Origin of the sequence: Pseudomonas graminis (assembly GCF_001705435.1) — a bacterium.
Lineage (GTDB): Bacteria > Pseudomonadota > Gammaproteobacteria > Pseudomonadales > Pseudomonadaceae > Aquipseudomonas > Aquipseudomonas graminis_B.
This window is the reverse complement of sequence record NZ_MDEN01000064.1, coordinates 29,033-48,740: the sequence shown is the minus strand read 5'-3', so window position 1 is coordinate 48,740 and position 19,708 is coordinate 29,033. Positions and strand designations below refer to the sequence as shown.

Below are 19,708 nucleotides of genomic sequence, written 5' to 3'. Positions count from 1 at the left end.
ACTGGAGCTTGAGGTCGAACTCACCAAAGGACTATAACAATGGCTCTCAGCAAAGAAGTGCCGGAGTTTGACATAGACGACGAGGTTCTCCTCATGGAGCCCGTAATCGTCCTGGATTCTGCAACGGATGAGAAGCCAGCTACACCTTCTGTTCGTGCAAAACCCAAAAACTCTGCAGCGCTCAAACAGCATAAGTACATTGACTACACTCGGGCACTGGATGCTACGCAGCTGTATCTCAATGAAATCGGCTTTTCCCCCCTGCTCTCCCCGGAAGAAGAAGTCCACTTTGCGCGACTGTCGCAAAGCGGCGATCCGGCTGGGCGCAAACGTATGATTGAGAGCAATCTGCGGCTGGTCGTGAAAATCGCCAGGCGCTACGTCAATCGTGGTCTTTCATTGCTGGACCTGATCGAAGAGGGCAATCTGGGCCTGATTCGAGCAGTCGAAAAATTCGATCCGGAGCGCGGATTCCGGTTCTCGACCTACGCCACCTGGTGGATTCGTCAGACCATCGAGCGCGCGATCATGAATCAGACGCGCACGATTCGTCTGCCGATCCATGTCGTCAAAGAGCTCAACGTCTACCTGCGCGCCGCGCGGGAGCTGACGCAAAAGCTGGATCACGAACCCTCTCCCGAAGAAATCGCCAACCTGCTGGAGAAGCCGGTCGGTGAGGTCAAGCGCATGCTGGGCCTCAATGAGCGCGTGTCTTCGGTGGATGTGTCGCTGGGCCCCGATTCTGACAAGACGCTGCTCGACACGCTGACGGACGATCGTCCGACCGATCCGTGCGAGTTGCTTCAGGACGACGATCTCTCCCAGAGCATCGACCAGTGGCTGTCCGAGTTGACCGACAAACAGCGTGAAGTCGTTGTCCGGCGATTCGGGCTGCGCGGGCATGAAAGCAGCACCCTTGAAGACGTCGGGCTGGAAATCGGCCTGACCCGAGAGCGTGTGCGGCAGATTCAAGTGGAAGGGTTGAAACGCCTTCGCGAGATTCTCGAGAAGAATGGGTTATCCAGCGAGTCACTCTTTCAATAAACCGCCGATGGTTGGCGGAAGTCAGATAACAGCAACACGAAAGCCCCGACGCGTCGGGGCTTTTTTTATGCCAGCTGAATGCGCTTTAGATGGATGTCACGTGACACCGACCGGACAGGCCGATGGTCTTTTTCACAATCGGGTAAGTGATGCTTACTCCTCCTGTAAGCCGTTTCTTACGCGTAATGTGAGTTATCGTCTCTTCTTTGGAGGATCAGGTCTCCGTCAGTTGAGAGCCGATGGTTATCCCATTGATTTAATTATCAATTTAAAATGAGCGTCGATCAGCGGCTGAATTTTTCTGCAAACTCTCGGCGCTTGCCCTCACCGTTTAAATCACTAAGATCAGTCCTGTACCGACGGATTGGTACAAGCGGTCAAGGACGACTGCTCAAGGACATCGCAGGACGCGATTCATCAGGATGATGAACAAGGATTAAAGGGATTATGGAAAAAATGTGGGCGGGTCATACCGCCCCTTTTTTCGTCTGCAGAAAAGTGCGACCGCAACCGGTCCACCCTGCAAAAAGGCCCCGAGGGGCCTTTTGTGTCAGCAGAATGCGCAGCGCTCCAGACGCTTAGCGCTCCAGATCGGCGATCTTGCCGGTCTTGCCATCCCACTGCGCAGCATCCGGCAGCGCATCCTTGCGTTCCGTGATGTTGGGCCAGACGTCAGCCAGCTCTGCGTTCAGCTGAATGAAATTCTCCATGCCGGCCGGAATCTCGTCTTCCGAGAAGATCGCATTCGCAGGGCATTCAGGTTCGCAAAGGGCACAGTCGATGCACTCGTCCGGGTGAATCACCAGGAAGTTCGGGCCTTCGTAAAAGCAGTCCACCGGACAGACTTCTACGCAGTCGGTGTACTTGCACTTGATGCAGTTGTCGGTGACGACGAAGGTCATTTCTAATTCTCTCCTCAGGCGGCGGCAGCAAGGCCGTTCAGTCCGGCTTGCCAGGTACGGGACGTCCCCCGGCCGTAAAACTCAGCTTCTCGAGCAACGCGGCATGCAAGGTGTCCTGCGCGGCGATGTCCGACCTTGGTTCGCTGCGTTCAAACGCGGCCAGGTGCGCTGTAAAGCCAGGCTAAAAGCTCACAGCGTCCCGAACCGCGCGGGATTCTAACAGCTTGTTACGAATCACGTTAGATGCGAGTTTTCATCGAATACAACAACTCAAGCGCCTGGCGCGGCGTCAGGTCGTCGATCTTCAGGTTCGACAACTCGTCCAGAACAGGGTGCGGCAAACTTGCGAACATATCGCTCTGCATCGGTAGCGGCGGTTTGCCCGGCTTGGCCTTGGGCTGTTCGTGGGGCAGGCTGGTGGTCTCCAGGCGCAACAGATGCTCTTTGGCCCGCGTGATGACTCGCCCCGGCACGCCGGCCAGTTGCGCCACGGCAAGGCCATAGCTCTGGCTCGCCGGGCCCGGCAGCACGCGGTGCAGGAAGACAATCCGCTCGTTGTGCTCGGTGGCATTCAGATGCACGTTGGCCACCAGCGGCTCGCTCTCCGGCAGCACGGTCAGCTCGAAGTAGTGCGTGGCGAACAGCGTGTACGCACGCAGCTGGGCAAGGCATTCCGCCGCCGCCCACGCCAGCGAGAGCCCGTCGAAGGTGCTGGTGCCACGTCCGACTTCATCCATCAGTACCAGGCTTTTGTCGGTGGCGTTGTGCAGAATGTTCGCCGTCTCGCTCATTTCCACCATGAAGGTGGAGCGTCCGCCGGCCAGGTCATCGCTTGAACCGATCCGCGTGAAGATACGGTCGACCAGCGAAAGCTCGCAGCTCGCCGCCGGCACGAAGCTGCCGATATGCGCCAGCAGCACGATCAGAGCGGTCTGGCGCATGTAGGTGGATTTACCGCCCATGTTAGGACCGGTGATCACCAGCATGCGCGTGCTGTCGTTCAAGTCCAGGTCGTTGGCCACGAAAGGCGACGACAGAACCTGCTCAACCACCGGATGACGACCCTGCTCGATGCGCATGCACGGCTCATCGGTGAAACGCGGACGGTTCAGGTCCAGATTCAACGCCCGCTCGGCCAGGTTGCTCAGCACATCCAGCTCGGCCAGCGCCGCGGCGGTGTCCTGCAGCGGCGCAAGGTGCCCGATCAGGTCTTCCAGCAGCGTCTCGTACAGCATTTTTTCCCGAGCCAGCGCGCGGCTCTTGGCCGACAACGCCTTGTCTTCGAATTCCTTGAGCTCGGGGGTGATGAAACGCTCGGCGCCCTTGAGCGTTTGACGGCGGATGTAATCGGCCGGCGCCTGTTCCGCCTGCTTGCTCGGCAGCTCGATGAAGTAGCCGTGCACCCGGTTGTAGCCGACCTTGAGGTTGGCCAGCCCGGTGCGCGCCTTCTCCCGTGTTTCCAGATCGATCAGGAACTGCCCGGCGTTCTCGCTCAGGGACAGCAACTCGTCGAGCTCGGCGTCGTAACCGGTCTTCAGTACGCCGCCGTCGCGAATGACGGCAGGCGGATTGTCGATGATTGCGCGTTGCAGCAGGTCGGCGAGCTCCGGGTAGGTGCTCGCGGTTTTCGCCAATTGCTGAATGTGCGGCGCTTCAAGCTCCGCCAGCGCCAATTGCAGTTCGGGCAACGCGCTCAGGGCATCACGCAGACGCGCCAGGTCACGGGGACGGGCGTTACGCAGGCCGATGCGCGCGAGAATGCGCTCGATGTCGCCGATCTCTTTCAGTTGCGGCTGCAGGTTCTCGAAGCGATAGCGTTCAAGGAAGCAACCGATTGATTCCTGCCGGGCCTGAAGGATGCGCAGATCGCGCAATGGCCGGTTCAGCCAGCGGGTCAACAGGCGCGTGGCCATGGCGGTCTGGCAGCGATCCATGACCGATTGCAGCGTGTTGTCCCGGCCGCCCACCAGATTGGTGTCGAGTTCCAGATTGCGACGGCTGGCGCCGTCCAGAATCACCGTATCGTCGAGGCGTTCATGGCGCAGGCTGCGCAAGTGAGGCAATGCCGTGCGCTGGGTTTCCTTGGCGTAACTCAGCAGACAGCCGGCCGCGCCGATTGCCAGGGTCAGGTTCTCGCAGCCGAAGCCTTTCAGGTCCTGAGTGGAGAATTGCTGGCACAGGCTTTTATGCGCCGAATCGCGTTCGAAATCCCACGGCGCGCGACGACGGGCTCCGCGACGTTTTTCCGCTGGCAGGCCCTGGGGCCAATCATCGGGAATCAGCAGTTCCACCGGGTTGATACGCTCAAGCTCGGCCAGCAGGTTTTCCCAGCCCTTGATTTCCAGCACCGTGAAATTGCCGCTGGTGATGTCGAGCACGGCAAGGCCGAACAGGCGCTCGTCGCCCAGTACGGCGGCGATCAAGTTGTCCCGACGCTCGTCCAGCAACGCTTCGTCGCTGACGGTGCCCGGCGTGATGATGCGCACCACCTGACGATCAACCGGGCCTTTGCTGGTCGCCGGATCGCCGATCTGTTCACAGATGACCACGGACTCGCCCAATTTCACCAGCTTGGCCAGATAGCCTTCCGCTGCGTGATAGGGGATGCCGCACATGGGAATGCTTTGCCCTGCTGACTGGCCCCGGGCGGTCAACGTGATGTCGAGCAGCTTGGCCGCCTTCTTGGCGTCTTCGTAGAAGATCTCGTAGAAGTCACCCATGCGATAAAACATCAACTGGTCGGGGTGCTGATTTTTCAGCCGCCAGTACTGCTGCATCATGGGGGTGTGCGAGGAGAGGTCGGAAATTGCTTTATTCATCAGTTATTTAGGCAAATTCTGTAGGAGATTGAGGCAAGTTTCGGGCGACGACGTGGATTCCACCTACGTGGCTCGACGTCATGTCCGATTGCTTTTGCGATGGCGGCAAGGTTACCACGCACGTTCGCGGGCCGCAGGTCCGGCTGATTCGTCACGGCGCGTTTCCGAACCGACACGAAGCGCTTCGAGCTGGCTAGGATGTCGAGCACCGCCCGACTGGAGGCGGCATCATCGACAAGGATTGCACCATGCAACGCAAGCGAGGACGAGATTCAACCAACGGCCGTTTCATCCCTCTGGAGGAGGCCAAGCGACGTCCACGGGAAACCATCGTGGAAACCGTCAAGAAACCCTGCCCCGAAAAACCGGAGCGCAAATGAGTGTCTTGCAGGCGTGATCCGGATTCAGGTCGCGTCCTGTGTTGCAGATCGACCCGGCTGGTGTAGCGTGTCTGCTTCGCCTCGACCGATACGGAGAATCTCCCGTGGATGACATTACCCATCTGGCAGCAACCCTGGGCCAGCAACTGTTGGCAACAGGCGCGCAGGTCAGCACTGCCGAATCCTGCACCGGAGGCGGTATCGCCGAAGCCATCACCCGAATCCCGGGGAGCTCGGCCTGGTTCGAGGCCGGGTATGTCACTTACTCCAACCGGCAGAAGACCCGACAACTGGCAGTGCCGGAAGCGGTGTTTGCGCAAGTCGGTGCCGTCAGTCGCGAAGTGGTCGAGGCCATGGCAAGGGGCGCGCAGGCCAACAGCGGCGCGCAGTTTTCGGTCGCGGTCAGCGGCGTGGCCGGGCCGGACGGGGGCTCGCTGGAGAAACCCGTGGGCACGGTGTGGGTCTGCTGGGGTGTGGCGGAACGATTGATCGCCGAGCGGTTTCTATTTGCAGGTGACCGCGATGCGGTCCGCCGACAAACGGTGATCGCCGCGCTAGAGGGGCTTGTCCGGCTCTCTCGCGGAGAAATACCAAATCAGGGGTAGGCGCGCGTCGGACCCTGTGGAATAATACTGGCTACTTATACAGTTATATCGGCCGTCAAGGCCTAACCTATTACGAGAGGATTCAATGGACGACAACAAGAAGAAAGCCTTGGCTGCGGCCTTGGGTCAGATCGAGCGTCAGTTCGGCAAAGGTGCCGTAATGCGCATGGGTGACCATGACCGCCAGGCTATTCCTGCTATCTCCACCGGCTCGCTGGGCCTCGATATCGCACTCGGTATCGGTGGCCTGCCAAAAGGCCGGATCGTTGAAATCTACGGCCCGGAATCTTCGGGTAAAACTACCCTCACTCTGTCCGTCATCGCAGAAGCCCAGAAAATGGGCGCCACCTGCGCATTCGTCGACGCCGAGCACGCGCTCGATCCAGAGTACGCCGGCAAGCTGGGCGTCAACGTCGATGACCTGCTGGTCTCTCAGCCAGACACCGGCGAACAGGCCCTCGAAATCACCGACATGCTGGTGCGTTCGAACGCGATCGACGTCATCGTCGTCGACTCCGTTGCCGCTCTGGTGCCAAAGGCTGAAATCGAAGGCGAAATGGGCGACATGCACGTCGGCCTGCAAGCCCGACTGATGTCCCAGGCGCTGCGTAAGATCACCGGTAACATCAAAACTGCCAACTGCCTGGTTATCTTCATTAACCAGATCCGTATGAAGATCGGCGTGATGTTCGGCAGCCCGGAGACCACTACCGGTGGTAACGCGCTGAAGTTCTACGCATCGGTCCGTCTGGACATCCGTCGCACGGGCGCGGTCAAGGAAGGCGACGAAGTCGTCGGTAGTGAAACCCGCGTCAAAGTCGTCAAGAACAAGGTGGCTCCGCCGTTCCGTCAGGCTGAGTTCCAGATTCTCTACGGCAAGGGCATCTACCGTAACGGCGAGATCATCGACCTCGGCGTGCTGCACGGTCTGCTGGAGAAATCCGGTGCCTGGTACAGCTACCAGGGCAGCAAGATCGGTCAGGGTAAGGCCAACTCCGCGAAGTTCCTGGCGGACAACCCGGAAATCGGTACCACCCTCGAAAGGCAGATTCGCGAGAAGCTGCTGACGGCAGCGCCTGATGTGAAGGCCCAGTCGTCCCGCGTAGCGGCAGACGATGTGGCTGAAGTCGAAGCTGACGCGGACATCTGATCACCGCCATGCCAGCTGTGCTTGATACGCCCGTCGCTGTAAGGCGTACTGCAATGGACCTGCTCGCACGACGCGAGCACGGTCGTGTCGAGCTGACGCGCAAGTTGCGTCAGCGCGGCGCTCCCCCCGAATTGATTGACGCAGCACTCGACCGTCTGACGGAAGAGGGTCTGCTGTCTGAATCCCGATACCTCGAAAGCTTTGTTTCCTACCGTGCCCGCTCTGGCCACGGCCCTTTGCGTATCCGCGAAGAGCTGGGGCAACGCGGCTTGCCGCGTGCAGACGTCGAACAAGCGCTGCGCGAGTGCGGCGTGGACTGGTGGGAGAAACTGGAAGCGCTGTGGCAGCGCAAGTTCAGCGGTCAACTGCCCAGGGATGCTCGCGAGCGTGGCCAGCAGATGCGCTTTCTGAGTTATCGCGGATACCCGCCCGAGCTGATTGGTCGTTTGCTGAGTGGCAAGGGCAACGACGACTGACGCGTGATCTGCCTGAAGGCGCGCAGACGCGCCCTCAAGCATGCACCGTCACATCGATTTCACAGGCTCGCTCCCTCGGGCCTGCTGAGAGTGCGCAGGTCTTGCCCAGTTTTCCTCCAGGTTTATGCAGTCCACCAGTTCGCGCAAGCGGCCATGATTGCGGCCGTTGAAAGCGAATGCCAGACGGGTGAGATGGCTGAACTGCGCTTCGTCATATTCGTCCTGATGCCCGAATTGCTGGAAGTCGCCGCTTAACCGCAGATCGACAAACCTGTCCTGCAGGGCGTTCAGCGCCTGTTCGCTCAGGGCGTGGTGCATGCGAATGACGAAGGTGTTCTTCAGCCAGCGGCTGGAGTGAAAGTTGCTGTAGAAGCGGTTGATCTCGGCGACGGCCTCATCGGCGCTGTACACCAGCTTCATCAGGTTCATGTCCGTAGGCAGAATGTACTTGTTCGTCTCCAGCTCATTTCTGATGAAGCTGAGCGCTCCTTCCCAGAAGGTCCCGCCCGGGGCATCCAGCAGCACGATCGGAACCAGCGGACTTTTGCCAGTCTGGATCAGCGTCAGCACTTCCAGCGCTTCGTCGAGGGTGCCAAACCCGCCTGGGCAGAGCACCAGCGCATCGGCCTCTTTGACGAAAAACAGCTTACGCGTGAAGAAGAAGTGGAACGGCAGCAGATTGCCGGTGCCATCCACGGTCGCATTGGCGTGCTGCTCGAAGGGCAGGGTGATATTGAAGCCCAGGCTGTGATCCAGACCGGCGCCTTCGTGGGCCGCGGCCATGATCCCTCCACCGGCGCCGGTGATGACCATCAGGTCCGAAGCGGCCAGCTGCTTGCCCAGTTCACGGGCCAGCGCATAAACAGGATGTTCGAGGGGTGTGCGGGCGGAGCCGAACACGGTGACCTTGCGCCGGCCTTTGAATCGTTCGAGCACCCGGAAAGCATTTTCCAGTTCGCGTAACGCTTGCAGGGTGATTTTGGCATTCCAGCGATTGAGGTCGTCCTGGGCCATGCGCAGGACGGTCAGGGTCATGTCGCGGTACAGCGGAAGATTGGGGCTGTCCGGGGCGACCGAACCGAGGAGCTCTTCGACCTTGAGGGTGAGGTCATTTCCGTTGCTCTGAAAGTGCTGAGACAACGCGTCACTGGGTACGTACGGCATTCACGCTTTCTCCTTCTGCAGAATCATTGACCGTCACCAGGGGGCGGGATCGCGACGCTTCATGCGTCGGCGTGCGCAGCGCATCCGGAAGACAGGGGAGCATCAAAGCTGCGCGGCGCCCGATTCTGGACTAATCCATGGTTGAAAAGAGAAAACATTGATGGCAACCGGTGCCGCAGGCAACCCTTTCTTGCATGCAAAATGTGATGAGTCAGGATGGGCACGGCGAAACGAAAAGCAGGCACCAGGATCAGCGATCAAGCAGCGTGCAAGACGTGCTGAGTGGCGGGAATTTGAATGGCGTATGTAGCGGGGCGGAGAGGGCAAGACTGCGCGTTGAAGGGGGCTCGAAACGCGCAGTCCGTAAAGCTCGTTACATCACTTCTTGTGGGCAGGGGGCTTGGCAGCGCAGTCCGCCGCTTTGATTTCCTGGGTGGTGATGAGCTTGTTGGTTTTGTATTCGGTGAACTGGTACCGCAGGATCGCGCCCTTGGCCATTAGTTGGCGGTAACCGGCGTTGCGGCACACGCTGCCGCCCAGCTGACCGCGGACGTCGTCCGGGTTTTCGCGCATCTGAGCCGCCTGGCCAGACTGCACGCTCAGGTGGTTGATCAGCATCTTGCCTTCAACGGTGTAGCCTTCGTCGAGGATGTCTTCGTTGATGGCGCGTGGGGTGCCGACACTGCTTTCCTTCGCGACTTTATCAAGCATCTGGCTCAGTTCGTAATCCTGCTTGGACGCCGCGTTGGCGCACAGTGGAGCGACGAGCAAAAGCGTGAGAGTGGGGGCGATGAGGCGCAGCATTGAATTCTCCTGGTGCGTGGACGGGTGTTGCAGAGGCTGGCCGTTGGACCGGCGACATCCCGAGGCGTTCACTGTAGGCGTGAGTGCTCTCAAGGCCGGGCAGTATAGGTGAGGAGCCTTGGCGGACACCAGAGAGCACGGCGCCTTGGCCTGCGTCTGATAGAATGCCGCGACTTTTCGACCTGCCGGATGCCCCTCGTGTCACTGCCTTCTTACCCCTCAATGACCCAGACTGTTTTTCACGGTAATTCGGTCGCACGTCTGAGAGATGAGCGGGAGGAGGAGAGCACGAAACCTTTCCTGGCTCGCGGATCACGTGCGCCAAGGTGCCATTGCTGTCGAGTGATCGAAAGTCACTGCCTTTGCAGGTGGCGTCCCAAGGTCCAGGCACGATCTGGGGTTTGCCTCATCATGACCAAAAAAGAGGTATTCAAACCCAGCAATACCGGTTGGCTGATAGCAGACGTGATTCAGGATAACCATGCGTTTGTGTGGTCACGCACTGAGGTCGACGAAAAGCTGATTGCATTGCTCAATGATCCGCAATGGCAGCCCTACCTGGTGTTCCCGGGTGAATACGTAGCGGCGGAGCGCGTCACCAACACCGTGACGATTAATCCGAACAAGAGACCGCTGTTTGTGCTGATTGACGCGACATGGACTGAAGCGAGGAAGATCTTCCGTAAAAGCGCTTACTTTGATTCGATCCCGATTTTAAGCCTGATTCCCGAGAAGCTTTCACGATACAAGTTGAGACGCTCCACCCGCAGCGAACATCTCTGTACCGCTGAAGTGGCCGCACTGTGTTTCGATCTGGCCGGCGATACTGAGGCAGGCTCTGCGTTGAGCTGTTATTTCGATGTGTTCAGTCAGCACTATTTAGGGGCTAAAAATCAGTTGCCCCTCGACTTGCTAAGCGATGCCCATCAAGAGCTGAAGGGTTACCTCGAGTAGTCATCAGTTGTGTCGCCGCCCGCGAGCCGCCTTAAAACGGCTCGCAATACGAGTATGACCTCAGGCGAGAGTTTTCTTCGGCCACAACTGCGCCAGCAGCATCCCCGCCAGCATTAATCCACAACCGATATAACCACGCAGTTGCAAGGCCTCTCCCAGAATCCAGGCGCCGGCGATGGCGGCGAACACGGCTTCCAGAGAGAGGATGATGGCGGCATGGGAGGCAATGGCGTGCTTCTGCGCGACCACTTGCAGCGTGTAACCCACGCCCACCGCGACGATGCCGCCATAAAGCAGGGAAGGGCCCGCATCGATGATCGCATTGAGGGCGATCGGTTCGAAGAGGACTGCCAGGAGCAGGCTCACTACCGAACAGGTGGCGAACTGTAAAAAAGCCAGACGGATCGGGTCGTGGCGGCTGGCGAACAAACTGACCAACACCACGTGTGCACCCCACACGAACGCGCCGATCAACTGCAGCCAATCCCCCGAAGCGACGTGAAAGTTATCGCCGATACTGAGCAGGCACATGCCGACCACTGCCAACAGGCAACCCAGCCAGGTGCCCAGCCCGGTTTTATGCCCGAGCAGCAAGCCCAGCAACGGAACTACAATCACGTAAAGGCCGGTGATGAAGCCGGAGTTTGTCACGCTGGTAAACAGCAGGCCGACCTGTTGCAGGTTGATGCCCAGTGCCAGCGCCAGGCCCATGATGATGCCGGCGCGTAACATGCCGCGATTGAGCAAGGGCTCCGGCACGCGGGCCGTCTTGGCATTGCGCAGAATCAGCGGGATCAGGCAGAGGGAGCCCAGCGCGAACCGCAGACCCGAGAACAGATAGGGACCGATGTGATCCATCCCGGCGGTCTGGGCGACGAAGCCGGTGCCCCAGATCAATGCGGTCAGGAGCATGAGCAGGTCCGCTCGCAGGGCATGGTTTGGCATGATGGCACTCGTCAGGTCGGGGGCGCAGACTTTGCCGCAAAGCATCAGGCTTGACCACCCCGACTTCGCTGGGCATCCTTGGCGCCGCTCACGTACGGTCCCTGTGTCAAGATGTCGCGGGTGAACTCATTGGGTGTTGAATTCGTCGGCGCTCAGTCACTTACAGGATCATGAAATGCCATACGAAATCCTGATTGCCGACGACCATCCCCTGTTTCGCAGCGCCTTGCATCAGGCGCTGAGCCTTGGGCTCGGGCCGGACGCCAGATTGGTCGAGGCCGAGAGCATCGCTGATCTGGAAGCGCGACTGACCGAGAAGTCTGACTGGGATCTGGTTCTGCTGGACCTGAACATGCCCGGCGCCTATGGCTTTTCGGGGTTGGTGCTGTTGCGCGGCCAGTACCCGCAAGTCCCGGTGGTGATGGTCTCCGCTCAGGAAGAGGCCGCGGTGGTGGTCAAGTCCCGCGAGTTCGGCGCCAGCGGCTTCATCCCGAAATCCAGTTCCCTGGAAACCATTCAGAAGGCCGTGCGAACGGTGCTGGATGGCGATGTCTGGTGGCCCCCGCAGGTCAACGAAAGCATCAGCGTGTCACCGGAGGCCAAGGCCGCCAGCGAAGGCCTTGCCAGCCTGACGCCCCAGCAGTTTCGCGTGTTGACGATGGTCTGCGAGGGGTTGCTGAACAAGCAGATCGCCTACGAGCTGAGTGTGTCGGAAGCCACGATCAAGGCCCACGTCACGGCGATCTTTCGCAAGCTCAACGTGCGCACCCGAACCCAGGCCGCTTTACTGCTGCAACAATTGGAATCCATTCCCCAGAGCTGATTCCCGCGAATCAGGCCAAACCCGGGCTTTACGCGGCCGACCTTCACACTTTTTTGACCGTCGCCGCACTAGCCTCCACCGCTTTCATTCATCAGTAGTTTTCCTATGACGTCCCCATTCAAAGGCCAGACCGGCCTCAAACGTATTCTCAACGCGTCTGGCTATTCCTTTGACGGCCTGACCGCTGCATTCAAGGGCGAAGCGGCGTTCCGTCAGCTGGTGCTGCTCAACGTCGTGTTGATCCCGCTGTCCTTCGTGTTTCATGTCAGCCGCGGCGAGCGCGCGATCCTGATCGCGGTGTGCCTGTTGGCGCTGATCGTGGAACTGCTGAACTCGGCCATCGAAGCCGCGATTGACCGGATTTCCCTGGACCGCCACCCGCTGTCGAAGAACGCCAAAGACATGGGCAGCGCCGCACAGTTCGTGGCGCTGAGCATGATTGCCGTGGTCTGGGGCCTGATCCTGCTGGGCTGACAATCGCCTTTATAGCCGGGCTGCGCGTCAGGCAATGCTCGGCAGCACAATCTCGTCGCTGCGGTTAACACCGGCGGTGAATGAGCGACAGAGGTCGAGGAATTCGCGAATAGCCGATGTCTGATATTTCTGCTTGTGCCAGATGAAGTAGAACTGCCGCACCAGATCCAGCTCCGGCGTTTCAACCGCAACGAGGCTGCCGCGACGGAAAGCGTCACGCAGGGCCAGACGCGAAATGCAGCCGATCCCCAGCCCTGACTCGACGGCGCGTTTGATCGCCTCGGTGTGTTCCAGCTCCAGCCTCACGTTCAGGCTGTTCAAGTGGTGACGCATGGCCTGATCGAAGGTCAGGCGCGTCCCCGAACCCTGCTCCCGCAAAATCCACGCTTCCCGCGTCAATTCCTCCAGTGACGCCCGGCCCTTTTTGGCCAGCGGATGCTGAGGGGCGCAAAACACCACCAGCTCATCCTCGACCCAGGTTTGCACTTCGATGTCGGGGTGGCTGCAGTCGCCTTCGATCAAGCCCAGATCGATTTCGTAATGGGCGACCTGCTGAACGATGTTCGCCGTGTTTTGCACGTGCAGCTTCACCTGGCTCTCGGGGTGGCGCTGCATGAAGCTGCCGATCAAGAGGGTTGCCAGGTAGTTGCCGATGGTGAGCGTTGCACCGACCGCCAGCGAGCCGAAGCCGGACTTGCCGTTTAGCAGGTCTTCGATCTCCTTCGCCTGATCGAGCAGCGCAACGGCCTGGGGCAACAGTTGCCGGCCGGTGGCATTGAGGCTCAGCCGCTTACCGGCGCGGTCGAACAGCTGGCAGCTGGACTGGCGTTCCAGTTCAGTGATGGACGTGCTCGCCGCCGATTGCGACAAGGACAGCAGGACCGCTGCGCGGGAAACGCTTTCCTGCTGAGCGACGGCGACGAAAACCTGGAGCTGACGGAGAGTAAATCGCATATCTATATAACCGATAACCCATATCTTGATAATTCAGTTAACAGATATTGTGTCTGCCACTAGAATGTCGCGCAATGGCGCATCGACTGGCGCACGTTATTTATCAGGAGCTCCCACGTACCATGAGCAACATGAATCACGAGCGTGTCCTCAGCGTTCATCACTGGAACGACACCCTCTTCAGTTTCAAGTGCACCCGTGATCCTGGCCTGCGCTTCGAGAACGGTCAGTTCGTCATGATCGGTCTGCAGCAGCCAAACGGGCGCCCGCTCATGCGTGCCTACTCCATTGCCAGCCCGAACTGGGAAGAGCATCTGGAGTTCTTCAGCATCAAGGTGCCGGACGGCCCGCTGACCTCCCAGCTGCAGCATCTGAAGGAAGGCGACGAGATCATCATCAGCAAGAAGCCTACGGGCACGCTGGTGCTGGACGACCTCAAGCCGGGCAAGCACCTTTACCTGCTCAGCACCGGTACCGGTCTGGCGCCGTTCATGAGCGTGATTCAGGACCCCGAAACCTACGAGCGTTTCGAGAAGGTCATCCTCTGCCACGGCGTGCGTTACGTGAATGAAGTCGCTTACCGCGAGTTCATCACCGAGCACCTGCCGCAGAACGAATTCTTCGGCGAGATGCTGCGTGACAAGCTGATCTACTACCCGACCGTGACCCGCGAGCCGTTCGAGAACGAAGGCCGCCTGACCGACCTGATGCGCAGCGGCAAGCTGTTCAGCGACATCGGTCTGCCACCGATCAACCCGCAGGACGACCGCGCCATGCTGTGCGGCAGCCCGAGCATGCTCGACGAAACCAGCGAAGTGCTGAACAGCTTCGGCCTGACCGTTTCGCCGCGGATGCGCGAGCCGGGTGATTACCTGATCGAGCGCGCCTTCGTCGAGAAGTAACGCCGTTCAGATACGACCCAATCGCCGATGAACACCCTCGCAGCCCTGCGAGGGTGACGTCATCGGCGAATAGGTCAGTACAGGCACCCGCATTTTTGGGGTCTGAAAAAAACCGCCTGGAGGTCACGGACCAGGCGGTTTTTTTGTGGGCAGGCGTCAGTCGTTTATCAACCGGCGGCGGGAACCACCTCCAGCACGCAAATGACACCCGGCTGCGGATAGTGCCAGCGAACGTCCAGATCCCAGAACTGCGCGCCGTAGCGGCGCTCTGGCGTGGGCGTCTGGTAGGCCGGTCGCGGGTCTTGAGCCAGGCACTGCTCGATCAGCTCGATCAGGGGTTCTTCGAGGCGCAACCCTTGTTCGCGGGCCTGGGTCAGCGCCGGGTCGGACCACTGCACCGGAATCATCTCCGGCGCGGCTGCGGCCATGCTGTTGCGTGCATCAGCGATCACATCGGCGTAAGGCACGTAGGGTTTGACGTCCAGCACCGGGGTGCCGTCCAGCAGATCGATGCCTGACAACCACAGGCGCCCGGCCTCGACCTTGTCCAGCTTGACCACCGACTGACCGATGCCGTTCGGCCGATGGGTGGCGCGCGTGGCGAACACGCCCATCGACTGATTGCCGCCGAGGCGAGGAGGGCGCACCTTGAGTCGCGGCTTGTCCTCCAGGGCTTGATGAAACAGAAAAAGCAGCCAGACATGGCTGACTTGTTCCAGGCCCTGCACGGCGTCACCCTGATCAAAGGGCGCGATCAACTCCAACACGCCCCGCGCGGCAGGCGCCAGTTGCGGCTGCCGGGGAATCGCAAACTTCTCTTTGAAGCACGAGCGCATGAAACCGATCGGCGAAACGCTGTAGGCCTGGGTCATCAACGGAGCTGCAGCGCTTAGCCGCGTACGCGCAGGGTCAGGCCGCGCAGGAAGTTGCGCAGCAACTGGTCGCCACAGACACGGTAGTTGGTATGACCCGCCTTGCGGAACAGGGCGCTGAGTTCAGGCTTGGACACCGGGAACTCGGACGCCTTGAGGATCGCGTGCATGTCGTCTTCCTTCAGCTCGAAGGCCACACGCAGCTTTTTCAGAACGATGTTGTTGGTGATCGGCAGCTCGACAGGCAGCGGCGGGCGGCTCTCGTCCTTGCCGCGCTTGAAGAACACCAGACCGTCGAGGAAATGCGCCATGACCTCGTCGCTGCACGGCACGAAGCCTTCGTCTTCGTCTTTCTTCATGTAGGCCGCGACATCGGCCTTGGTCGCGTCGAACCCGCCGAGCTTGATGATATCGACCACTTTGGCGTCGTTGATATCAAGCATGTAACGGATGCTGCGCAGTACATCGTTGTTCATCATGGTGCGTGTATTTCCTGGGGATTCGCAGATGAGCGCCCGCGAGAGTCGATAGGCCGCTCAGAAAGGGGATTCAGAATTTTTCTTTGTCGTTCATGTAGCGCCATTGGCCTTCAGGCACCTTGCCGATGGACACGCCGCCGATACGAATACGTCGCACCGAAACAACCTTGAGACCCACCGCTTCGCACAGCTGGGCAATGACCCCGGGCTGCGGGTTTTTCATGGCGAAGCGCAGGCGGTTTTCGTTCTGCCAGCTGGCTTTGACCTTGGGCAGTTCCTTGCCCTTGTAGGTCATGCCGTGGTTCAGGCGGTTGAGGCCGTGGGCAACCATGTCGCCCGAGATCTCGACGACGTATTCCTGCTCGATCTTGCTGCGGTCGTCGGTGAGTTTGCGCAGGATTTTCCAGTCCTGGCTGAACACCATCAGGCCGCTGGCGTTGGCTTGCAGCGTGGAAATAGATTCCAGGCGCAGGAAGTGCCCTTTGAGCGGACGCCGGCCGATGCTGTGGTCGGCGGACAACGTACCTGGCGTGATCAGCGCCAGGGCGCTTTCAGGGGCCATGCCCGCCGGCGCGTTGAACAGCAGGGTGACGGATTCAGGGGTATCGGCTTTTGCTTCCGCATTCAGCACCACGGTCTGGTTTTCGACCTTGAACTGGGGCTCGTCGACGACAACGCCGTCCACCGTGACCCAGCCGCCTTCAATGAACAGCTCGGCTTCGCGCCGGGAGCAACCGACCAGCTCGATCAGGCGTTTGGAAAGGCGAATGGGGTCAGTCATGAGAAAAGCCGTAACAAAATGGAAAGGCGCCTATTGTACCCGCCCAGGCACCGTTAATCGCGGCCACATTGAAATTGGCGGGTGAATAAGCCTCCACTCGATGGATTTTTCCGGGAGCGACGCAGGTCTGCTCTCTATTCCTACATTGTCTGGAGCGAATTCATGACCAAATGGCTACCCGCACTGCTGATGACTGTCAGCCTGCCGCTACTCGCTGCGCAAACCCCGGCCTACGGCCCGCAGCTGGAAGGCTTCCAGTACCCGTTCCCGGCGCAGAACTTCAGCTTCGATTCCCAAGGCGCACCGGTGCAGATGGGTTACATGGACATCAAGCCGACTGGCACCGCCAATGGTCGCAGCGTGGTGCTGCTCCACGGCAAGAACTTTTGCGGCGCCACGTGGGAAGGCACTATCAAGGCGCTGACGGGCGCAGGTTATCGTGTGGTCGCGCCGGATCAGATCGGCTTCTGCCGCTCCAGCAAACCGGCGGACTATAAATACACCTTCCAGCAACTGGCGCAGAACACCCAAGCGCTGCTGACCCAACTGGGCATCGATCACGTCACGGTGGTCGGGCATTCCATGGGCGGCATGCTGGCGACGCGCTTTGCGCTGATGTACCCCGAGCAAGTGGACCAGTTGCTGCTGGTCAACCCTATCGGTCTGGAAGACTGGAAAGCCAAAGGCGTACCGGATCGCAGCTTCGATGACTGGTATACCCGGGAGCTGAAGACCAACGCCGGCAGCATTCGCAAGTATCAGCAGTCGACCTATTACGCCAACGAATGGCGGCCCGAGTTCGATCACTGGGTCAATATGCAGGCCGGCATGTTCAACGGCAAAGGCAAAGAGGAGGTGGCGCGAGCTTCTGCCCAGACCTACGGGATGATCTTCAATCAGCCGGTGTTCTACGACTTCGAGAAATTGAAGATGCCGACCGTGTTGCTGATCGGCCAGAAGGACAATACCGCCATTGCCAAAGACGCAGCGCCTGAGGCATTGCGCAAGACGCTGGGCAATTACCCGGAGCTGGGCAAGGCCGCCGCCAAGCGCATTCCCCAGGCGACGCTGGTGGAGTTCGCCGGGTTGGGCCATGCGCCGCAGATTCAGGATCCGCAGCAGTTCAACAAGGTGCTGTTGGAAAACCTGAAGCGTTGATTCGGTTGAGCTTCAGCTGATCCTGAGCCGCATCCGCAGCATCGGATGCGGCCGACCGAGTCCATCGACTTCCGCCCGGCCCACCACCTCAAACCCCTGCCGTTCATAAAAGCCCAGCGCCTGGGCGTTCTGCTCGTTCACGTCCAGCTCGGTGATGTGGAAATGCTCGATCGCGTAGTCCAGCAGTTGCTTGCCCAGGCCCATGCCACGGTGTTCAGGGGCGATAAACAGCATTTCGAGTTTGCCTGGCGTGGTGCCGGCAAAGCCAGTGATGCGCAGGTGCGAGTCCCGGGTGCAGAACAGGTTCACGGCGCCCAGGTATTGGGTTTCCAGCAGATGCCGCAGCAGCGTGATGTAGTTCTCCGGCAGAAAGTCATGGGTCGCGCGCACGGAGGCTTCCCACACCCGGGTGAGTTCGGCGAAGTCGTGCTGCCTGGGCAGATAGATGACCGAGTGCCGGGCCATATTGCCGCTGCTCCCTGGGTAGTGATCCTGATGTGGGGACGATAGCCAGAAAAAACAAACCCCGCCGTTTTACGGGCAGGGCTGTTGGAGGCGAAGCGGCGTGCGAGCCGGGGATTGAGCGTTAGATCGGCTCAGCCCACAGGTCGTACTCATCGGCATCCACGACGCGGCACATGACCTTGTCGCCCGGCTTGAAGTCACGGTCGCTTTCGACAAACACATTGCCGTCGATTTCCGGCGCGTCGAAGAACGAACGACCGACGAAACCCTGTTCATCCACTTCGTCGATCAGCACTTCGATTTCCTTGCCGATTTTCATCTGCAGGCGCGCGGCGCTGATGGCTTGCTGGTGCGCCATGAAGCGGTCCCAGCGATCCTGCTTGATGTCGTCCGGCACGATCGGCGCATCCAGCAGATTCGCCGGTGCACCCTCGACAGGGGAGTACTGGAAGCAACCGACGCGGTCGAGCTGGGCTTCAGTCAGCCAGTCCAGCAGGTACTGGAAGTCTTCTTCGGTTTCGCCCGGGAAGCCGACGATGAAGGTCGAACGGATGATCAGGTCCGGGCACTGCTCGCGCCAGTTCTTGATGCGCGCCAGGGTCTTGTCTTCGAAGGCCGGGCGTTTCATCAGCTTGAGGATCTTCGGGCTGGCGTGCTGGAACGGGATGTCCAGGTACGGCAGGATCTTGCCGGCCGCCATCAACGGAATGATCTCGTCGACGTGCGGGTACGGGTAAACGTAGTGCAGGCGCACCCACACACCCAGCGAACTCAGCGCCTGGCACAGCTCGGTCATGCGCGTGCGCACCGGCTGGCCGTTCCAGAAACCGGTGCGGTACTTGATGTCGACGCCGTAGGCGCTGGTGTCCTGGGAAATCACCAGCAGCTCTTTCACGCCGGCTTTGACCAGCCGCTGGGCTTCGTCGAGCACGTCGCCAATCGGGCGGCTGACCAGCTTGCCGCGCATGGACGGGATGATGCAGAAACTGCAGCTGTGGTTGCAGCCTTCGGATATCTTCAGGTACGCGTAATGACGGGGAGTCAGCTTGACCCCTTGCGGCGGTACCAGATCGATCAGCGGGTTGTGATCGAGCTTGGGCGGCGCGGCGTCATGGACGGCGTTGACCACTTGCTCATACTGCTGCGGACCGGTCACGGCCAGTACGCTCGGGTGCACATTGCGGATGACGCTTTCGTCCACGCCCATGCAGCCGGTGACGATCACTTTGCCGTTCTCGGCCAGCGCTTCGCCGATGGTCTCGAGGGATTCGGCCTTGGCGCTGTCGATGAAACCGCAGGTGTTGACCACGACCACGTCAGCGTCCTGGTAGGTCGGAACGACCTGATAGCCTTCCATGCGCAGCTGAGTCAGGATGCGCTCGGAATCGACCAGGGCCTTCGGGCAACCGAGGCTGACAAAGCCGACCTTCGGGGCGGCGGACGTGGTGACGGTGGACATTGACTAACCTCGGCGTAGGATGCCCGGCGAATAGCCGAAGCATTGACTGGGCGCTTGGGGCGCCTCTGATCAAAAAGTGCGCAATTCTAGCGGCGCGT

General features: G+C 59.9%; 21 protein-coding genes. 10 read left to right on the top strand and 11 right to left on the bottom strand.

Going from position 1 to position 19,708, the window contains the following annotated elements; translation table 11 throughout:
• The first annotated feature begins 39 nt into the window (after positions 1 to 39).
• A complete protein-coding gene (gene rpoS, locus BBI10_RS15470) occupies positions 40 to 1,044 on the top strand; it encodes an RNA polymerase sigma factor RpoS (RefSeq protein WP_065989798.1) in 1,005 nt (334 codons plus the stop codon).
• A gap of 578 nt (positions 1,045 to 1,622) precedes the next feature.
• On the opposite strand, the gene fdxA is transcribed toward rpoS, so the two are convergent.
• Together fdxA and mutS are read right to left on the bottom strand one after the other, a co-directional pair.
• Positions 1,623 to 1,946: a ferredoxin FdxA gene (fdxA, locus tag BBI10_RS15465; RefSeq protein ID WP_065989796.1), complete on the bottom strand. Its 324-nt coding sequence runs from the start codon at positions 1,944 to 1,946 to the stop codon at positions 1,623 to 1,625.
• Positions 1,947 to 2,185: 239 nt separating this feature from the next.
• Complete coding sequence (gene mutS, locus BBI10_RS15460) at positions 2,186 to 4,753, bottom strand: DNA mismatch repair protein MutS (protein ID WP_167355803.1); 2,568 nt, start codon at positions 4,751 to 4,753, stop codon at positions 2,186 to 2,188.
• A 260-nt stretch (positions 4,754 to 5,013) separates the two neighbouring features.
• Between mutS and BBI10_RS28240 the strand changes: the two genes are divergently transcribed.
• From BBI10_RS28240 to recX, 4 genes are all read left to right on the top strand, one after another.
• Positions 5,014 to 5,145 carry a hypothetical protein gene (locus BBI10_RS28240; protein WP_265386899.1) on the top strand — a complete coding sequence of 44 codons (132 nt, stop codon included), beginning with the start codon at positions 5,014 to 5,016 and terminating at the stop codon, positions 5,143 to 5,145.
• Positions 5,146 to 5,249: 104 nt separating this feature from the next.
• The gene (locus BBI10_RS15455) at positions 5,250 to 5,750 is read left to right on the top strand and encodes a CinA family protein (protein WP_065989792.1); all 501 of its coding nucleotides are present in this window, start codon (positions 5,250 to 5,252) and stop codon (positions 5,748 to 5,750) included.
• Between the two features lie 85 nt (positions 5,751 to 5,835).
• Positions 5,836 to 6,900: a recombinase RecA gene (gene recA, locus BBI10_RS15450; RefSeq protein WP_065989790.1), complete on the top strand. Its 1,065-nt coding sequence runs from the start codon at positions 5,836 to 5,838 to the stop codon at positions 6,898 to 6,900.
• Between the two features lie 8 nt (positions 6,901 to 6,908).
• Complete coding sequence (gene recX, locus BBI10_RS15445) at positions 6,909 to 7,376, top strand: recombination regulator RecX (RefSeq protein ID WP_065989787.1); 468 nt, start codon at positions 6,909 to 6,911, stop codon at positions 7,374 to 7,376.
• A gap of 48 nt (positions 7,377 to 7,424) precedes the next feature.
• Here the strand turns inward: recX and BBI10_RS15440 are convergent, their stop codons facing one another.
• Together BBI10_RS15440 and BBI10_RS15435 are read right to left on the bottom strand one after the other, a co-directional pair.
• Positions 7,425 to 8,540, bottom strand: coding sequence for an LOG family protein (locus BBI10_RS15440; protein WP_065989785.1), 1,116 nt, complete (start codon positions 8,538 to 8,540; stop codon positions 7,425 to 7,427).
• Between the two features lie 378 nt (positions 8,541 to 8,918).
• Positions 8,919 to 9,344 (bottom strand): quorum-sensing-regulated virulence factor family protein, encoded by a 426-nt coding sequence (locus BBI10_RS15435; RefSeq protein WP_065989783.1) that lies wholly within the window; start codon positions 9,342 to 9,344, stop codon positions 8,919 to 8,921.
• Between the two features lie 222 nt (positions 9,345 to 9,566).
• Between BBI10_RS15435 and BBI10_RS15430 the strand changes: the two genes are divergently transcribed.
• Entirely contained in the window at positions 9,567 to 10,298 is a 732-nt protein-coding gene (locus tag BBI10_RS15430; protein WP_065989782.1) for a tRNA-uridine aminocarboxypropyltransferase, read from the top strand.
• 60 nt (positions 10,299 to 10,358) lie between these two features.
• On the opposite strand, the gene BBI10_RS15425 is transcribed toward BBI10_RS15430, so the two are convergent.
• Positions 10,359 to 11,243, bottom strand: coding sequence for a DMT family transporter (locus tag BBI10_RS15425; RefSeq protein ID WP_065990259.1), 885 nt, complete (start codon positions 11,241 to 11,243; stop codon positions 10,359 to 10,361).
• 175 nt (positions 11,244 to 11,418) lie between these two features.
• Between BBI10_RS15425 and erdR the strand changes: the two genes are divergently transcribed.
• Together erdR and BBI10_RS15415 are read left to right on the top strand one after the other, a co-directional pair.
• A complete protein-coding gene (gene erdR, locus BBI10_RS15420) occupies positions 11,419 to 12,066 on the top strand; it encodes a response regulator transcription factor ErdR (RefSeq protein ID WP_065989781.1) in 648 nt (215 codons plus the stop codon).
• Between the two features lie 105 nt (positions 12,067 to 12,171).
• Complete coding sequence (locus tag BBI10_RS15415; protein WP_065989780.1) at positions 12,172 to 12,540, top strand: diacylglycerol kinase; 369 nt, start codon at positions 12,172 to 12,174, stop codon at positions 12,538 to 12,540.
• Between the two features lie 27 nt (positions 12,541 to 12,567).
• Here BBI10_RS15415 and BBI10_RS15410 read toward each other — a convergent pair whose 3' ends face one another.
• A complete protein-coding gene (locus tag BBI10_RS15410) occupies positions 12,568 to 13,494 on the bottom strand; it encodes a LysR family transcriptional regulator (RefSeq protein ID WP_065989779.1) in 927 nt (308 codons plus the stop codon).
• A 122-nt stretch (positions 13,495 to 13,616) separates the two neighbouring features.
• Here BBI10_RS15410 and fpr point away from each other — a divergent pair, with 122 nt between their 5' ends.
• Positions 13,617 to 14,396, top strand: a complete 780-nt coding sequence (fpr, locus tag BBI10_RS15405) for a ferredoxin-NADP reductase (protein WP_065989778.1) — start codon at positions 13,617 to 13,619, stop codon at positions 14,394 to 14,396.
• A 167-nt stretch (positions 14,397 to 14,563) separates the two neighbouring features.
• On the opposite strand, the gene tsaA is transcribed toward fpr, so the two are convergent.
• The 3 genes from tsaA to BBI10_RS15390 all read right to left on the bottom strand — a co-directional run bounded on the left by tsaA (position 14,564) and on the right by BBI10_RS15390 (position 16,528).
• A complete protein-coding gene (tsaA, locus tag BBI10_RS15400; RefSeq protein WP_065989776.1) occupies positions 14,564 to 15,268 on the bottom strand; it encodes a tRNA (N6-threonylcarbamoyladenosine(37)-N6)-methyltransferase TrmO in 705 nt (234 codons plus the stop codon).
• A 17-nt stretch (positions 15,269 to 15,285) separates the two neighbouring features.
• Positions 15,286 to 15,747 carry a DUF1456 family protein gene (locus BBI10_RS15395; RefSeq protein WP_065989774.1) on the bottom strand — a complete coding sequence of 154 codons (462 nt, stop codon included), beginning with the start codon at positions 15,745 to 15,747 and terminating at the stop codon, positions 15,286 to 15,288.
• Positions 15,748 to 15,817: 70 nt separating this feature from the next.
• On the bottom strand, positions 15,818 to 16,528 hold the full coding sequence (locus tag BBI10_RS15390) for an rRNA pseudouridine synthase (protein WP_065989772.1): 711 nt from the start codon (positions 16,526 to 16,528) through the stop codon (positions 15,818 to 15,820).
• 162 nt (positions 16,529 to 16,690) lie between these two features.
• On the opposite strand from BBI10_RS15390, the gene BBI10_RS15385 reads away from it, so the two are divergent.
• Positions 16,691 to 17,686, top strand: a complete 996-nt coding sequence (locus BBI10_RS15385) for an alpha/beta fold hydrolase (protein WP_065989770.1) — start codon at positions 16,691 to 16,693, stop codon at positions 17,684 to 17,686.
• Between the two features lie 12 nt (positions 17,687 to 17,698).
• Here the strand turns inward: BBI10_RS15385 and BBI10_RS15380 are convergent, their stop codons facing one another.
• Together BBI10_RS15380 and rimO are read right to left on the bottom strand one after the other, a co-directional pair.
• Positions 17,699 to 18,151 (bottom strand): GNAT family N-acetyltransferase, encoded by a 453-nt coding sequence (locus BBI10_RS15380; protein ID WP_065989768.1) that lies wholly within the window; start codon positions 18,149 to 18,151, stop codon positions 17,699 to 17,701.
• Positions 18,152 to 18,272: 121 nt separating this feature from the next.
• The gene (gene rimO, locus BBI10_RS15375; protein WP_065989766.1) at positions 18,273 to 19,610 is read right to left on the bottom strand and encodes a 30S ribosomal protein S12 methylthiotransferase RimO; all 1,338 of its coding nucleotides are present in this window, start codon (positions 19,608 to 19,610) and stop codon (positions 18,273 to 18,275) included.
• Positions 19,611 to 19,708: the final 98 nt, after the last annotated feature.

Bases quoted from the DNA above. Each gene is read 5' to 3' on its own strand.
- BBI10_RS15385 (WP_065989770.1), top strand. From the start codon at position 16,691: ATGACCAAATGGCTACCCGCACTGCTGATGACTGTCAGCCTGCCGCTA.
- BBI10_RS15435 (WP_065989783.1), bottom strand. From the start codon at position 9,344: ATGCTGCGCCTCATCGCCCCCACTCTCACGCTTTTGCTCGTCGCTCCA.
- erdR (WP_065989781.1), top strand. From the start codon at position 11,419: ATGCCATACGAAATCCTGATTGCCGACGACCATCCCCTGTTTCGCAGC.
- rpoS (WP_065989798.1), top strand. From the start codon at position 40: ATGGCTCTCAGCAAAGAAGTGCCGGAGTTTGACATAGACGACGAGGTT.
- fdxA (WP_065989796.1), bottom strand. From the start codon at position 1,946: ATGACCTTCGTCGTCACCGACAACTGCATCAAGTGCAAGTACACCGAC.
- recX (WP_065989787.1), top strand. From the start codon at position 6,909: ATGCCAGCTGTGCTTGATACGCCCGTCGCTGTAAGGCGTACTGCAATG.
- BBI10_RS15415 (WP_065989780.1), top strand. From the start codon at position 12,172: ATGACGTCCCCATTCAAAGGCCAGACCGGCCTCAAACGTATTCTCAAC.
- BBI10_RS15440 (WP_065989785.1), bottom strand. From the start codon at position 8,540: ATGCCGTACGTACCCAGTGACGCGTTGTCTCAGCACTTTCAGAGCAAC.
- BBI10_RS15425 (WP_065990259.1), bottom strand. From the start codon at position 11,243: ATGCCAAACCATGCCCTGCGAGCGGACCTGCTCATGCTCCTGACCGCA.
- recA (WP_065989790.1), top strand. From the start codon at position 5,836: ATGGACGACAACAAGAAGAAAGCCTTGGCTGCGGCCTTGGGTCAGATC.
- BBI10_RS15380 (WP_065989768.1), bottom strand. From the start codon at position 18,151: ATGGCCCGGCACTCGGTCATCTATCTGCCCAGGCAGCACGACTTCGCC.
- BBI10_RS15390 (WP_065989772.1), bottom strand. From the start codon at position 16,528: ATGACTGACCCCATTCGCCTTTCCAAACGCCTGATCGAGCTGGTCGGT.
- tsaA (WP_065989776.1), bottom strand. From the start codon at position 15,268: ATGACCCAGGCCTACAGCGTTTCGCCGATCGGTTTCATGCGCTCGTGC.
- fpr (WP_065989778.1), top strand. From the start codon at position 13,617: ATGAGCAACATGAATCACGAGCGTGTCCTCAGCGTTCATCACTGGAAC.
- rimO (WP_065989766.1), bottom strand. From the start codon at position 19,610: ATGTCCACCGTCACCACGTCCGCCGCCCCGAAGGTCGGCTTTGTCAGC.
- BBI10_RS15430 (WP_065989782.1), top strand. From the start codon at position 9,567: ATGACCCAGACTGTTTTTCACGGTAATTCGGTCGCACGTCTGAGAGAT.
- BBI10_RS15395 (WP_065989774.1), bottom strand. From the start codon at position 15,747: ATGATGAACAACGATGTACTGCGCAGCATCCGTTACATGCTTGATATC.
- BBI10_RS15410 (WP_065989779.1), bottom strand. From the start codon at position 13,494: ATGCGATTTACTCTCCGTCAGCTCCAGGTTTTCGTCGCCGTCGCTCAG.
- BBI10_RS28240 (WP_265386899.1), top strand. From the start codon at position 5,014: ATGCAACGCAAGCGAGGACGAGATTCAACCAACGGCCGTTTCATCCCT.